At 41.9% G+C, this 15,171-nt stretch carries 12 protein-coding genes and 4 pseudogenes; 9 read left to right on the forward strand and 7 right to left on the reverse strand.

All coding sequences use genetic code 11. The annotated features are described in order from the left end of the window. Positions 1-234 precede the first annotated feature (234 nt). From KA717_39630 to KA717_39640, 3 genes are read left to right on the forward strand one after another with little or no spacing between them, the layout of a single operon-like run. Positions 235-423: a hypothetical protein gene (locus KA717_39630; protein UXE61380.1), complete on the forward strand. Its 189-nt coding sequence runs from the start codon at positions 235-237 to the stop codon at positions 421-423. Positions 424-464: 41 nt separating this feature from the next. Continuing rightward, complete coding sequence (locus KA717_39635; GenBank protein ID UXE61381.1) at positions 465-668, forward strand: hypothetical protein; 204 nt, start codon at positions 465-467, stop codon at positions 666-668. A 30-nt stretch (positions 669-698) separates the two neighbouring features. Next, complete coding sequence (locus tag KA717_39640) at positions 699-917, forward strand: hypothetical protein (GenBank protein ID UXE61382.1); 219 nt, start codon at positions 699-701, stop codon at positions 915-917. 226 nt (positions 918-1,143) lie between these two features. Here KA717_39640 and KA717_39645 read toward each other — a convergent pair whose 3' ends face one another. From KA717_39645 to KA717_39665, 5 genes and pseudogenes are all read right to left on the reverse strand, one after another. Then, positions 1,144-2,250 (reverse strand): tyrosine-type recombinase/integrase, encoded by a 1,107-nt coding sequence (locus KA717_39645; GenBank protein ID UXE61383.1) that lies wholly within the window; start codon positions 2,248-2,250, stop codon positions 1,144-1,146. Positions 2,251-2,511: 261 nt separating this feature from the next. Then, positions 2,512-3,639, reverse strand: a complete 1,128-nt coding sequence (locus KA717_39650; GenBank protein UXE61384.1) for a DegT/DnrJ/EryC1/StrS family aminotransferase — start codon at positions 3,637-3,639, stop codon at positions 2,512-2,514. A 168-nt stretch (positions 3,640-3,807) separates the two neighbouring features. Further along, positions 3,808-4,125 carry a DUF3082 domain-containing protein gene (locus KA717_39655; protein UXE61385.1) on the reverse strand — a complete coding sequence of 106 codons (318 nt, stop codon included), beginning with the start codon at positions 4,123-4,125 and terminating at the stop codon, positions 3,808-3,810. A 48-nt stretch (positions 4,126-4,173) separates the two neighbouring features. Continuing rightward, positions 4,174-5,118, reverse strand: coding sequence for a 4-(cytidine 5'-diphospho)-2-C-methyl-D-erythritol kinase (gene ispE, locus KA717_39660; GenBank protein ID UXE61386.1), 945 nt, complete (start codon positions 5,116-5,118; stop codon positions 4,174-4,176). A 1,747-nt stretch (positions 5,119-6,865) separates the two neighbouring features. Further along, positions 6,866-7,162: pseudogene (locus KA717_39665) on the reverse strand (ISAs1 family transposase). 468 nt (positions 7,163-7,630) lie between these two features. Here KA717_39665 and KA717_39670 point away from each other — a divergent pair. Next, positions 7,631-8,539, forward strand: a complete 909-nt coding sequence (locus KA717_39670; GenBank protein ID UXE61387.1) for an IS1 family transposase — start codon at positions 7,631-7,633, stop codon at positions 8,537-8,539. Between the two features lie 29 nt (positions 8,540-8,568). Here KA717_39670 and KA717_39675 read toward each other — a convergent pair whose 3' ends face one another. After that, positions 8,569-10,110: an IS1634 family transposase gene (locus tag KA717_39675; GenBank protein ID UXE61388.1), complete on the reverse strand. Its 1,542-nt coding sequence runs from the start codon at positions 10,108-10,110 to the stop codon at positions 8,569-8,571. 74 nt (positions 10,111-10,184) lie between these two features. Between KA717_39675 and KA717_39680 the strand changes: the two are divergent. Then, positions 10,185-11,466: pseudogene (locus KA717_39680) on the forward strand (ISKra4 family transposase). A 217-nt stretch (positions 11,467-11,683) separates the two neighbouring features. After that, positions 11,684-12,298: pseudogene (locus KA717_39685) on the forward strand (ISKra4 family transposase). A gap of 17 nt (positions 12,299-12,315) precedes the next feature. Here KA717_39685 and KA717_39690 read toward each other — a convergent pair. Beyond that, positions 12,316-12,546, reverse strand: a complete 231-nt coding sequence (locus KA717_39690) for a DUF4277 domain-containing protein (protein UXE61389.1) — start codon at positions 12,544-12,546, stop codon at positions 12,316-12,318. A gap of 857 nt (positions 12,547-13,403) precedes the next feature. Between KA717_39690 and KA717_39695 the strand changes: the two genes are divergently transcribed. From KA717_39695 to KA717_39705, 3 genes and pseudogenes are all read left to right on the forward strand, one after another. After that, a complete protein-coding gene (locus KA717_39695) occupies positions 13,404-13,703 on the forward strand; it encodes a helix-turn-helix domain-containing protein (protein ID UXE61390.1) in 300 nt (99 codons plus the stop codon). A 184-nt stretch (positions 13,704-13,887) separates the two neighbouring features. Continuing rightward, entirely contained in the window at positions 13,888-14,082 is a 195-nt protein-coding gene (locus KA717_39700) for a transposase (GenBank protein UXE61391.1), read from the forward strand. A 17-nt stretch (positions 14,083-14,099) separates the two neighbouring features. Next, positions 14,100-15,011: pseudogene (locus tag KA717_39705) on the forward strand (IS4 family transposase). The last annotated feature ends 160 nt before the right edge of the window (positions 15,012-15,171 follow it).

Consider the following 15,171-nt stretch of genomic DNA (forward strand, 5'->3'; position numbering starts at 1 on the left):
GTTTTTCTTGTGAAAAATGGTGTTAATTTTCCTCTCTTTTGTGAGGAGTGATTTGTGTTGACCTTTTTAGACAGAAAGGAACAATAGATTAAACAAAATCTGTATTTTGATTTGTTTCCATAAGGATAAGTTATCTATGCTTTTTCAGTCCATACTTCCCTAACCCACATTTCTTTCGTTTTTTGACTTTTTCAGCAAGCCCTATTTAATTTATTCACTTAGGAGAGTAAATCTATGTCACTAGTAAAACCTACGATAACGATGTATCAGGTTTTTGATGAAGCAGGCGATTGGATAGGGTTTCTCCCCCGCTCTTTCTCTAAGCCCTTGCAAATGGGAGAGGAGATGTTTGATGAGTTTAGCCCTCGGATCTGGCAAGTTGTCAGCGTTAAGGGCGTAAAAGTTTTAGTTTCTCCTTGCTAAATCGCCCATTTATTTAATTTATTCACTTAGGAGATACGAAAATGTCTAATCAATTAAAATACGGCGACAAAATAACCGTAACAATGACCCCAGGACTAGAGCTTGATATTGCCGAAATACTGAAAAAATGGGTCGTTCACCTCTCACAACAAAAAGATATTGACTTAGACCGTGAACAATTCCAGACAATGAAAGAAATTATTCGTACCTTAGCCATATCAGGGGATGTTCAATCAGGAACATAAGCGCGATCAAATTATCCTTGGAGTAAAACAATGCCTTTAATCACCATTCAAATTGATACCGACAAAATCACGAATGAGAGCAATGATGATGAGGAGTCCGAGGCGGAAAAAGTCTGTGTAATCATTGGACAACTCACCCTCCTTCTGAATGATTTTGTTGATTTTGATTATCGAAACAACCGCAAATTAGTTGATAGCTATTCGGCTGTATTTGGGACTTACACTTACACAGAAAATGAAACGGATTAATCGCCCATTTATTTAATTTATTCACTTAGGAGATAACAATGCTCAAAAAAACAAAAATTATATCCAGCCAAGGATACAATTCGGCCTCTCAACGTCTAGTCTTTGTCAATTTCTCTGATGATCTGGGCTGTTATTTTGTGACTTTAATTGAGGCATCTCAAGGGGACAAAGTAAAATTATGTATGACCATGCGGGAATCAAGGGAGATTGCTGAATCTTGGTTAACTCAATCAGGGACATAGGCGCGATCACTGCCCAAATATCGTCTGAAGATCGTAGTAGTCGAATTGCCGACATATTTAGCCACATTTACCGGCGAATCCTTCGCTAGAATCCTCTCAGTGATGAAAGTGTGTCTCATCTGCTTAGGGTTGCGATATTCAATCTCTGGCAAGCTATTTAAGACCTTTCGCCATACCCGATTAGCAAAATTATGCCAGTCTAAAAATTTTCCTTTTGGAGACGGGAAAATTAAATTATTAGATTTTTCTGGTAAAGCCGCGATCGCCCGATCATTAAGGGTGATCGTTCTCTTTTTCTGGGTTTTGAGCTTGCTCCCAAATTCACCATCCGAAAAAGTGGAATGAAAGGTTAAACGCTTTCCCCTTAAATCTTTCCACTCCACCGCGATCGCTTCCGATGGACGACAGCCCGTAAAAAAACAAAATTTAACCAACGGCGCATAAAACGGAAAATCCCGCTCAAACGCCTCAATAATCAAGTCTCTCTCCGTGACTGTAAACGGGTTAATCTCGCTATCCTCATCAGTCTTTACCTTGACCTGTTGGGGCATTTTGGCAAAGGGATTGACCTCAATCAGCCCAGAAATTAAAGCCCACTCACAGCAAGCATTAATTTGGGTCAAAATTTTATGAGCTTGTGGCTGTGGTTTCCTTGCATTAATCCAGTCCCTGATACTGGCAGCCTCGCTTAATTGGGTAGTCGGTAAATTTTCCAGAAATTTCATCCGCCGCCCAAAATCGATTTTTAGGGTAGTAGGGGCAATCATGGGAGTTTTAAAAGTTTTGTACTTTTCCCATAAATCCTTAAGGTCATGGCCTGATTGCTTGTCTCGCAATTCCTTCAAAGCCTGGTTAGCCGCATCAATGCCCTTCTGAATAGAAGCAGTGGGGCCATACTTCGCTAAAGTCGGGTCAAAATTTCCCGTTCGCAGATCCCCTTCAATTTGAGCGGCGATCGCCTGGGCAGCCTTAAGGTCATCAGGGTTATCGAATTTCCCCCCAGGGATAGGAGTGAAATTAAAAGTCGAACCACTCACCCGAAACCTAATACGAATGCTTCCATTATTGTTGAATGGCTTAATTTCCTTCATGGCACTTTGTCTAAACGTCCTCTGCTCAGATCATGCCCTATCCCACTCCAAAAGTGGCCTAAAATTAGCCTAAAATAAAAAACTCTCAGAATCTAAAATCCTGAAAGCCTTGTAAAATCTATATTTCTGTGATTTTTGAGCGAGTCCTGAAAATCCTCGTGCGTTCGGGCCAAGGAGGATGTCAATAAGGGCACAATAAACACACCTATTTTATGAATTTACACCGAATAGATAAACCCTTGATTGTTTGTGTCAGAACTGTTAAAAGTGTTCTTTGAGAGCATATACGACTTGGATTTGTTCTGCGACTGTCATATCTGGAAAGAGGGGTAAGGATAAAACTTCTTTAGCGACCTGTTCCGTATGGGGTAAAGATCCGACTTGATAACCTAAAGGCAGATAAATGGGTTGGAGATGAAGGGGAATGGGATAATAAACCATTGAGATCACCCCGTCTGCTTGCAGCTTCTCCCTCAGCCTGTCTCGTTTTGAGCGTGTCTCCGTGCCATCATCTACAACGCGAATCGTATATTGATTCCAAACGTGCTTACCGCCGCTAATTTCCCCCGGCAAAATGAGATTGGGGAGGGGCTGAAGTAGCTCGGTATAGTGTTGAGCTAAGTCGCGGCGTTGTTGGTTCCAGTCTTCTAAGTGTTTAAGTTTAATTTTTAAAATGGCAGCTTGTAGGGCATCCAATCGACTATTAATGCCGATCGCCTCATGGTAATAGCGTTGACGACTGCCATGTTCTTTGAGCATCCGAATGTTGGCGGCCAGATCGGGATCTTGACAGGTTACGGCCCCACCATCGCCACAGCCACCTAGATTTTTGGTGGGAAAAAAGCTAAAGGCCCCAGTTTTTCCCCAGCTACCGACCCTTTTTCCTTGCCATTCGGCCCCCGTTGCCTGGGCACAGTCTTCAACAACGGCAAGATTATATTTTTCGGCGATCGCCATGACCTCGGTCATATTCACCGGCTGTCCAAAGAGATGAACAGGAATAATTGCTTTCGTTTGGGGTGTAATAGCTGCTTCGATTAATTGGGGATCTAGATTAAATGTGGCAGGGTCAATATCAACAAAAACAGGTTTCGCCCCCGTCAAGGTAATGACTTCCGCCGTTGCAAAGAAGGTAAAGGAAGCGGTAATAACCTCATCATTTGGCCCAAGATTGAGGGCTAAGAGCGACAAATAGAGCGCGTCAGTGCCAGAATTACAACCGATCCCATGCTCTGTCCCCACATAATCAGCAAATTGTTGCTCAAAGTCACTAACGACAGTGCCACCGATATAGTATCCAGAGCGAAGTACTGCCAGTGCGGCCAGGTTAGCTTCGGCTTCAATGGACTGATACTGACGGGCTAGATCGACAGGGGGGATCTTATTCACGCGATTTTATAGGTCTCTGGTTGTAAAAAAACTGATCTGAATTAATTAATTCATCAAAACAAATTTTTGACCAAATGGGAAGACGGGAGAGAGGGGATGGGGAGAAGGGGATGGGGAGAAGAGGAGGGGGGGATGGGGAGAAGAGGAGATGGGGAGGAAACAGGCAGTTTAGTCGTTGGCTTTTTTTGGAACTAGGCTTTGAATGACGAGTTGAATGGCTAAGAGGATTAGACCGATCGCCACAAAGCCAAAAATAAAGGTGGCCATGGAGGCAACACCTAAAACTAAAGTTCTGACGGCTGAACCGATGCGTTGTACGATTTGATTTTGGGAAAGAATGGGTTTCGTGGCAAAGGTAATGGCGATCGCACTGGTCAGGGAATAAAGTCCCCAAGCCAGGGCAGCCGAGATGCTGGATCCCAGTAAACAACGCAAGGGGGTGACATCTTTTTTGGGATCGGTGGTTGGAGGGGCGGGTTCGGTCATGGTGGGAGAGAGATGGGGGGACTGGGAAGATGGGGAAGACTTGGGAGATTAGGGGGTTACTTGGATGCCGGTACTGGTTAAGCGGGCGATCCAAAAGTCTAGGTCGGGGTCAGCTAGGTTGGTCTGGGCAATATCTCGTACCTGTTGTGCTTCCACGAGAGAAGAACAGAGGGTAAAAACCGTTGGCCCTGAACCGGACATCATGGTTCCCAATCCTCCGGCGGCGGCGAGGGTTTTTCGCAATTGGGCAACGGGTTCATAATGGGGCAACACCACTTTCTCCAGGTCATTGTGCATGAGTTGGGCAATTTTAGGGCCATTTTTGTGGAGGATAGCTTGTACTAAATCCCCTGAATGGATTTGATGGGTACGAGACTGACGGACTTCGTTTTGAGGGAGATAATGTTGGCCATATTGTTGACGATAGGTTTGGTAGGCCCAGGGGGTCGAAACGCTAATGCTTTTGGATTTGGCTAATACCACCCACAAATTATCAAGATCCGGCAGAGGATCTAATTGTTCACCCCGACCTGTGGCGATCGCCGTTCCCCCCGCAATACAGAAGGGTAAATCTGAGCCAAGTTGAGCGGCCAAAGATTGCAATTCAGGCAAGGTCAGTCCCAATTCCCAGAGCAAATTGATCCCCACTAACACGGCGGCTCCATCGGTTGATCCTCCAGCTAATCCGGCAGCAATCGGAATATGCTTATCGAGATAAATATCCACCCCGCCATAGTTCGCAAAAACCTTGGGAAAACTTTTTATCATCAGGTTAGCGGCTCGATAGGCTAAATTTTCTTGATCCAGGGGAACCTCAGGATGTTGACAGGAAAGGCGAATATTATCCGTCCCATTGGAGCGAATTTGTAATTGATCATTGAGGTCAATACTTTGTAAAATCATGACCAATTCATGATAACCATCAGGGCGATCGCCAAGAATTTCTAGATAAAGATTAATTTTGGCCGGAGCTAATAAGGTATGGGTGTGCATTTTAGTAAAATGGATTAGGAACTGGACAGTGCGAAGTTTATGGATGCCAGATAAGGTAATGACTATGAGGACAAAGTAAGCATATCAGGGCTTGGGGAAGAGGCAAGTTTAGCGGCAAGGAATTTAGGCAAAAGCAGACTGGGTGGACTTTGGAGAAAAATCATTTGGGCTTGATGTTGGAGGGCTAGTAGTCAGTCAAGGTAGAACTGATGGATAAAGCCGCTTGAGTTTGATGCGAGCATCATCAGTGGTAAATTGCCAATCAATGGTACGCAATTGTTCATTTCGGTGTTTTTCCCAAGCAGCAATTTCATTGTTGAGAGTTGAGAGTTGAGAGTTGAGAGTTGAGAGTTGAGAGTTGAGAGTTGAGAGTTGAGAGTTGAGAGTTGAGAGTTGAGAGTTGAGAGTTGAGAGTTGAGAGTTGAGAGTTGAGAGTTGAGAGTTGAGAGTTGAGAGTTGAGAGTTGAGAGTTGAGAGTTGAGAGTTGAGAGTTGAGAGTTGAGAGTTGAGAGTTGAGAGTTGAGAGTTGAGAGTTGAGAGTTGAGAGTTGAGAGTTGAGAGTTGAGAGTTGAGAGTTGAGAGTTGAGAGTTGAGAGTTGAGAGTTGAGAGTTGAGAGTTGAGAGTTGAGAGTTGAGAGTTGAGAGTTGAGAGTTGAGAGTTGAGAGTTGAGAGTTGAGAGTTGAGAGTTGAGAGTTGAGAGTTGAGAGTTGAGAGTTGAGAGTTGAGAGTTGAGAGTTGAGAGTTGAGAGTTGAGAGTTGAGAGTTGAGAGTTGAGAGTTGAGAGTTGAGAGTTGAGAGTTGAGAGTTGAGAGTTGAGAGTTGAGAGTTGAGAGTTGAGAGTTGAGAGTTGAGAGTTGAGAGTTGAGAGTTGAGAGTTGAGAGTTGAGAGTTGAGAGTTGAGAGTTGAGAGTTGAGAGTTGAGAGTTGAGAGTTGAGAGTTGAGAGTTGAGAGTTGAGAGTTGAGAGTTGAGAGTTGAGAGTTGAGAGTTGAGAGTTGAGAGTTGAGAGTTGAGAGTTGAGAGTTGAGAGTTGAGAGTTGAGAGTTGAGAGTTGAGAGTTGAGAGTTGAGAGTTGAGAGTTGAGAGTTGAGAGTTGAGAGTTGAGAGTTGAGAGTTGAGAGTTGAGAGTTGAGAGTTGAGAGTTGAGAGTTGAGAGTTGAGAGTTGAGAGTTGAGAGTTGAGAGTTGAGAGTTGAGAGTTGAGAGTTGAGAGTTGAGAGTTGAGAGTTGAGAGTTGAGAGTTGAGAGTTGAGAGTTGAGAGTTGAGAGTTGAGAGTTGAGAGTTGAGAGTTGAGAGTTGAGAGTTGAGAGTTGAGAGTTGAGAGTTGAGAGTTGAGAGTTGAGAGTTGAGAGTTGAGAGTTGAGAGTTGAGAGTTGAGAGTTGAGAGTTGAGAGTTGAGAGTTGAGAGTTGAGAGTTGAGAGTTGAGAGTTGAGAGTTGAGAGTTGAGAGTTGAGAGTTGAGAGTTGAGAGTTGAGAGTTGAGAGTTGAGAGTTGAGAGTTGAGAGTTGAGAGTTGAGAGTTGAGAGTTGAGAGTTGAGAGTTGAGAGTTGAGAGTTGAGAGTTGAGAGTTGAGAGTTGAGAGTTGAGAGTTGAGAGTTGAGAGTTGAGAGTTGAGAGTTGAGAGTTGAGAGTTGAGAGTTGAGAGTTGAGAGTTGAGAGTTGAGAGTTGAGAGTTGAGAGTTGAGAGTTGAGAGTTGAGAGTTGAGAGTTTCCTTGTCAGGAATACGACGGCAGGGCAAACGCATCTTATCCAAGTAAAACCTTAAGGAGATAGTCCTCGTCCCAACCAGCGCGTAGCCGTTTATTCTTGATACCAAGTTTCAGAGTATTTTCCTTTGTGAGCAAGTTAAGAGCGATATGGCGTAAGACGGCTAAATTCTCAGGAGCAAAATCCTTACGAATGCGACAAGCATCCTCGTTGAAGGCCAAGTCTAGAACCCAATGTAAAGAGTTTTCTATCAACCAATGACTACGAACAGATTGGGATAATTTTTGAGCATTACTCGGCAGGCTACTGATATAGTAGCGGGTCTCATACTCGGAACTGGTATCGTCTGATCAAAGTTGGAAAAATTTATGGTGTAAGGCTTTGAGAAAATAGAAAAATAGTTTAAGACTAGACATCGGCCCGTTTTTATTATACTATTATTATTGTCATTATATCAAAGAAGAAGGAAACAGAAAACAATGTCAATAATATTAAAGAAAAGCTCTATGGAAATCCTGAATGATATTGGCTTGTGCCACAGCAATTCCAAATTCAGAATGTAGCTAAAAATACAAAATCCCTGAAGTGCTTACGGTCAAGGGGTTTAATGCCAATATTTAGAATCAATGTAATGCTCTATTTAGTGATTGATCAAGTTTGTTTGCAGGTTACTGACTCTCTAAGAGACCGAGATTCGAGGAGGGAATGCAAAAAAACTCAGAGATTAGGTCAATATCTCTTGTATCCATAAAAACAAGATCGTGTCTGTATCCTATGTTACCGTTTGAATTTGGAATTGCTGCTTGTGCCAAGAGAAAGAGGATGCCTTATTCAAGAAAAACTGTCCTCATTGCTATAGTGAAAAAGTAAAAATACATTCTCATTATCAAACGAAAGGTAACGGGGAACGTAAAATGTTCATTTGTCAAGAATGTAGTTCTTGTTTTGCTGAGACTTATGGTAGCGTAATCGCTGGCTTAGAAACCCCATTAAGTGAAATTGTAAAAGTATTAAAAGCCAGAATGGAAGGAATAGGATTAAATGCAGCAGCCCGAGTATTCGGCTACGCGAAAACAACAATATTGAATTGGGAAAAGAAATTATCAGGATTACAAGAGACATTATTTTTATACGCCTTAGTGAATGAATTTGTTAAATTAGTAATAGAAGGGGATGAACTATACACAAAAGTTAGAAAAAATGAAGAAGCAAGTGCCTCTGAGGGGTGGACAATCGTTCTCATAGAAAGGGCTAGCCGCTTTATTTGGCATTTAAAATGTGGTCGAAAAGAGCAGAAATTATTTCTAGAGGCAATGATGACGGTAGCGGAATTATTTGAAAGGAGTGCAGAATCTCTCCAGTTATTTACAGATGGAGAAAAGCGATATAGTCAACTGCTATTTAATATTTGTCACGAAGTATTAAGGACTGGAAAGCGAGGTCGTCCCACCAAAGTATTACCGAAGGGTCTTGTAGTAAGACTAAAAAATAAAAGTAGTAAACGTCGAGATTCTGAGGGTAAACTAAAGAAAGTAGAAACTCCGAAACCAGAACATCCTGAGACAACAGAAAAACCAGAAGAAAAGGACGTCCATGCCAACCACGTTGAGGCATTTAATAGTGCTATCCGACGCTATTTAGCCGCCTTTCGTCGTCGTACAAATACTTACGCTAAATCTGTTGTGGGATTACAGCCCACATTCCGTACATAAAAAAAGAACAAAGAAAATAAGAAAAGTCATTATGACAAAAGATAATACTGACAAGTAGTAGCCCCAAAAAAGCGCAAAATCCTCTCTCGCTCAAGCGTTAGATTGATTATTTGGGGACAATTATCCAGTACAACCCAATGAACTCCTCTCAACATCTGAAAAATCCAACGCAGTGTCGGACGCTGAGTCGGCTTTCCCAACTGATTAGGCACAGTCTCCTCCTGCTCTGCCAGAGCCAGTCTCAGTTTACGTTGTCCCAAGCTGTACACCAGTAAACACAACACCATGATGAAACTCAATGCCATAATCCGCTCAGGGGTTTTGAGAAAAACACTGGACGCCAAAAACAGAGGGTCTTTAAGGAAGCGAAAACCTCGCTCTACCCCTTGCTGTTGCTTGTAGTGGACAAGCAGTTGCTCATCGCTCAAAGAGTCTCCATCTAGCTGATTCGTCGCCAAGACAAAACGTCCTGCTGCCCGCTCTGAAGCTTGAACTTTCGCACTATTGAGGCTGAAAGTGGCTTGGGCATGATAGCTACGACGAATGGGCTGTTCATGGGGACGGGGTTTACCTCGATGACCGTAATGACATTTTTCGACGACAGTTAGGTCTTGAAGAAGATGCCATTCTAAACTCTTCTCCCATCGGCTCAGGGCGGTTAAAGCATCCTCCCGACAAGCAAATTCCTGACGCTGTAATTGTTCTAATTGTCTTTGAGCTTGAGCCGTTGCTTTCTCTGTCTTCTTCGTCAGTTGTTTGAGGTCTAAAGCTTTTTTTTGCTCGCTATCTACCACTATCCAACGTTGTTTGACTCCCCCATATTCACTTTCTAAGGAGGTAAGACGATAGCCCTCTAAATCAGTTGTGATGAATTGCTCCGAGGCTAATTGACTGACCGCATCCTGCACTTCTCTAATCGTTTTCGGCACAGAACATAACCAGTATATGCCGGTTAACTTTTGCAAGTTATCGGCACTGTATAAGGCTGAATCTGCTATATACAAACCATCGAATTGCCACTGCTCATTGAACTTTTTCAAGAGTTTAGCAAACTCTTTTTTATCACTTTGATTGCCATCTCCTAATTCGAGAAAAGCGGGAATGTCGCCATCCCCCCAACAGACTAGATTCAAGACAAATTGTTTCAAGTCTGGTCGCTTATCCTTTGAATAGCCATGAGTGATATGGATTATTTGGCTTTCTTTGTCTTCTCTCTCCACCGATAATTTATATTCCCCTTGTACCGATAATGAACTGGAGTCTAAATGGGAACTTTTCATCACTATTTTGAAGATTTCTACGGCTTTTAGACAAATTCCGAGAAACAAACGGCTGATGCCGGCCATAAAGATTAAATCTAAGACTCTCCCTAAACGGTCATCATTCAGGTCGCTGGCTTTTATTCCTTTTCCTAAAAGATGTTCTACTGGTTTATCTTCAAAAAAACGACTGAACAAATATAAAGGAGAGTTGATAAAGCCTAAGCCATTGAGAATCATCGCTTTCACTACCAGACCCGCACTGATTTTAGCACGGTCATTTTCTCCTAGTTGTTCATTGATATAATCCACGGGTGCGACCTTTAGTTGATGAAGGAAAAGAAAAGTGTTAACATGAGATGAAAAGTGACAAAGAGGAAACAATGATGACAGCAAAACTAATTAATGTAGAGGGTTCAAAGATAAAAATAGAACTAACATTAGAACTCAGTCGTTCAATGTTGGATACAGAAATAAATATTCAAAAAGGCTTAAACGAAGTAGGTTGCATCGCCAGCAAAGAAGCCTTGAAATATTTAGATACAGATGGTTCACCCTTAAAAATCGGTGAAGAAATCTGGAAGAGTAAGGGAGAGCAACCGAAAGAATATCAAACACCTTATGGTGAGGTTATAGTGAATCGTCATGTATATCAGCGTTCACCTTTGAGGAAAAACGTATTGCCCCTTAGAAAGAGAAGCAAGGATAATCATAACATCAACGCCATTATTGGCAAAACAGGTATCCTCAAAAATGTCAGGGATGGCAGGCAAAGAGGTGAAAAATGATTTATTAGAAAATCATGGTAGAAAAGTAGCGCTATCCTATATCCAAAGATTGAGTGAAGCAGTAGGAAGTGTGGTACAGGCAAAAGAAGAAGCGTGGAGTTATGCCCCGCCCAAGGAGGATAGCCAAATTGCAACAGTGGGAATAGGATTAGATGGAACCTGTATGCTGATGTGTGAGGATGGCTACCGTGAAGCAATGGTGGGAACCGTTTCCCTATACGATAGTGAAGGCGAACGTCAACCTACAATCTATCTAGGTGCGGCACCAGAGTATGGAAAAAAGAGTTTTCTAGAAAGATTAGAAAGAGAAATTGAGCGAGCGAAAAACCGTTATCCAGAGGCAACATTGGTCGGGATAGCAGACGGGGCAGAATCAAATTGGAAGTTTTTAGAAAAGCAAACGGAAGAACAGATATTAGATTTCTATCATGCCTCTGGTTACTTAGGTGCCTTGGCAGAAGCGTTGCATCCGAATACCGTGTCAAAACAAAAAGAATGGTTGACTGAAAATTGTCGAGAACTCAAGCATGAAAAAGGAAAAGCAGGAGAACTGCTAAATCTGATGAAAGAAGTCAAAGAAGAAAAAAGTCATTCTAAGAATCTTACCGAGAAACTACAAGCGGCGATTACTTATTACGAGAATCATCAGCATCAAATGGATTATGCTGAATACTTAGAGAAAAAGTATCCGATTGGTTCAGGTGTTACGGAAGCAGCTTGTAAGACGTTGGTCAAACAACGATTATGTTGTTCAGGGATGCGATGGAAGGAAAAAGGAGCAGGAATTATTTTGAGCCTACGAGCTTTGGTATTGACCAAGGAACGATGGAGTCAATTTTGGGCAAAACTTGATCAATATGGGTTCCCTGTAGAACCCTGATTACAACAGCTTTTATCAACTAAAGGTCGCACCCTAATCCACTAGACCTAGTTCATCAACTATCGCCGCGATTATTCCTAAATGGTCGAGATTTTTAACGTTTAATTGGGTCATTTTCTCTTGGGTTTATTAGCTTTTTTATTTTAACTATTCTGTAGCCATTTTTGAATCTATTTTTATTTTTTCAAGACTAGTACGGAATACGGGCTCTAACACAGAAGTCGAAGAAATTAGCATAGATGGTGGGAAGGTACGACTCAGAACTCCCAAGGGAGAACCCTTAATTTGGCGTGATTATAAAGGAGTCAGTTTTCATCAATTGGGGGTAGCTGCCTTTTTTCAAGATAACTCGGCTTTATTAGATTTGGTTAATTCTCAAATTTTGGCTAAGCCTTTAATTTGTTTGGGAGATGGACATGATGGTATCTGGAACTTATTTCGTGAGATAGGACAGAAACATGAGCGAATTGAAATTTTGGACTGGTATCACTTAATTGAAAACCTCTATAAAGTTGGGGGGTCATTCCAGCGAATTGAGGAGGTCAAGTCTTTTCTTTGGACGGGTGAAGTGGATGCCGCTATCTCCTGTTTTGAGGGATGGTCAGAGCCTCAAGCTGAGAATTTTATCATTTATTTAAACAAGCATAAACATCGGATTGTCAATTATGGTTATTTGCAGGCAGAGGGCATTTCCATTGGCTCTGGCTCTGTCGAATCTCAAGTTAAACAAATTGGTCATCGTCTTAAAATTACTGGTGCGAGTTGGAATTCTGACAATGTACCACAAGTCCTTCGTCATCGCTGTTCCTATTTAAATGATTACCTTTTTTGACTCTTTCATTTACCTCGTTAAGTATTTCTACTTATTGCAGAGGTGAGATGCTCCCTGAATAAATACAAGGGAGAATTAATAAATCCTAAGCCATTGAGAATCATGGCTTTAACCACCAGACCCGCACTGATTTTCGCACGGTCATTTTCTTGTAACTGTTCATTGATATAATCCACTAGACCTAGTTCATCAACTACGGCCGCGATTATTCCTAAATGGTCGAGATTTTTAACGTTTAATTGGGTCATTTTCTCCTCGGTTTGTTAGCTTTTTTATTTTAACTATTCTGTTGCTATTTTTGAATCTATTTTTATTTTTTCAAAATTAGTACGGGATATGGGTTACAGCGAGTCCTAGATATTTTCTGGATGGTTCATAACTTTGTTCGCAGCCATTTTACGACTAGAGAAGTTCCTGCTGTAGCTCTCGGTATAATTGAAAAAGGGTTAACTTGGGAGGACTTACTCCAAATTCGCCTGATTTCTTGAACCTCTCGTATTGCAACGTTTGTAGCTTCTAGCTAGACGATACCAGTGCCTTTGCGAGAGCCCAGTCATAAAATTGTCTTCCACTTCACCCCCAAGCATTGCTCTTGGCTCAATCAAATTGAGATGTGGTTCAGTATGCTGATGAGTAAGTTACTCAGACGAGGCAATTTCATGAGCAGAGAACAGCTCAAAACTCGCATCCTTGACTTCATTGATTACTTTAATCGCACTATGGCTAAACCCTTCAAATGGACTTATCAAGGCAAGGCATTAAAGCAATGATAAACGGTCGCTCTATTCCCGCCCAAGCCTACTAGTAGTCAGTCATCCTTGATTTGATGGGTAAAAAGTGTGAGAATGGGGAAGACCTAAACATTCAAGAGAAATCATGGCTAAAAAAATACATAGTTGCTCTGGAGCAAGAAGAAAGAAAAGAATTGGAAAGTATAACAACCAAGAGAACACCAGAAAAAAGATGATCCAATGATTATAGCGGTTTGGCAAAGATTTCCACAAACCATTTTTTGAGGCTAGTGGTCTGTCAAGCTAAAGATTGTGAATTTGAAGGAAAATGGAGAGGCTATTCATTACCTCAACAGATATCGTAATAAGTAACCATGCTCAAGACCTATATTGTCCGATTAAGTCAAGAAGAACGTCAGACCCTAAAAGATTTGGTATCCATCGGGAAAGGAGCGGCTTACAAAATTAAGCACGCCAATATTCTGTTAAACATTGATGTGAATGGACAAGGATGGACGGATGAGGAAGCTGCCGCCGCCTTTAGTTGTCACCGTAACACAGTCGCCAATCTCAGGGAGCGATTGGTCAATGAAGGTGTGGAGTCAGCATTAAGCCGCAAGCCCCGCAAAACGCCGCCTCGTCAACCGATTATTGATGCTGACTTTTCCCGTTAAGTCCAAAATCCAGCAATGCAAACTTCTAGAGGCTTTATCTGGCAAGGGTTTGAGTAATGATTCTCTTGACAGGAAAAAAATATTCTGAAGCCATCATCCCGCTTATCGTTCAAATTTCAAAAACAAAGGATGAAGGGAGTATGAGACTGTAAAATGGAGAAAATCTTAAAGGGCAGGTCAAAAAATGTTGGAATGGTGGACAAAAAACTTTGCCAGTTGTGAATTGGGAGACGAGAGGCTAAACAATCGTGCCTTCTCGATTGGGAAAAAGTTAAGTGAGGGGTTTGGAAAAGCCTTATCAGAAGTGTTTAAGGGAGGAAACGAGTTAAAGAGGGCCTATGAATTTTTGGGAATCCGAAAACAGACTTTGTCAAGATAATAGAGCCGCACTGTGAAATGACAACTGCCGCCGTAGAAGAATATAAGATAATGCTATCAGTCGGAGATACGACCTTCTTAGATTATCGCAATATCAAGGAAAAAAGGGAAGGGTATGGGCCGACTGGAAAAGGAGGGAATGGATTAATACTGCATAGTGCTTTAGCAATTGAGCCAGAAAAAGGACAAGTATTAGGTTTATTATGGCAAAAACTGTGGAATAGGGAGGTAAAAGAAAAGCCCCCAACAGATGAAACGGCGAAGCAGAAAAAAGAAAGACAGAAAGAACAAAGAAAAGCAGCTCGTCAAAGACCATTTGAGGAAAAAGAATCCTACAAATGGGTAGAGGCTCTAAACACCTGTGAGAAACAGGTAGAAAGTTCAACGAGGGTAATTCATGTATTTGACAGAGAAGGAGATGTTTCAGAAGTCTTTGACTCAGTGCGTCAACTCAAGCATACAGGAGTGCTGGTCAGAGCGTCTCATAATCGTAGTTTAGACAAAAATAGTGAACGACTTTGGCAACATTTGGAATCAGAACCGATTCGTTTTCATCAAGAAATCGAGATTCCGAGTACAGGAAAAAGAAAAGCACGGAAGGTTAAGCTTGCCGTCCGATTTTGCTCAGTTAATCTACGAACTCCCTATCGTTTTGATAATCGTGACCCGTTGAATGTCTATGCTGTTTATGCGACAGAAATCGATTGTCCCGAAGGCGAAACTCCTTTATCTTGGATGCTTCTGACTACAGAAGTTGTTGAGACTATTGAGATGGCTGTCACTATTCTTCGTTGGTACACCTACCGATGGCGGGTTGAAGAATTTCATAAAGTCCTTAAGTCTGGTTGTCAGAGTGAGCGTTATCGACTTGCCTCTGATGGAATGAAAACTCTTTTGGGTTTTTTAAGTGTCATTGCTGTTGAACTTTTACACGTTACTTAGGGCTTGCTGAATAAGTATAGAACCCTTGCCAGATAATGCTTTCAAGCATTTTAAAAACGATCAGGTGCAAGGTTATGGCCTTTGGAGGCTCAAAGCCCATGCACGTCGTTGGAAAACTGGGGGTTGAAATTGGAAACTACTCTCTGAA

This window comes from Woronichinia naegeliana WA131, assembly GCA_025370055.1.
Taxonomy (GTDB): domain Bacteria; phylum Cyanobacteriota; class Cyanobacteriia; order Cyanobacteriales; family Microcystaceae; genus Woronichinia; species Woronichinia naegeliana.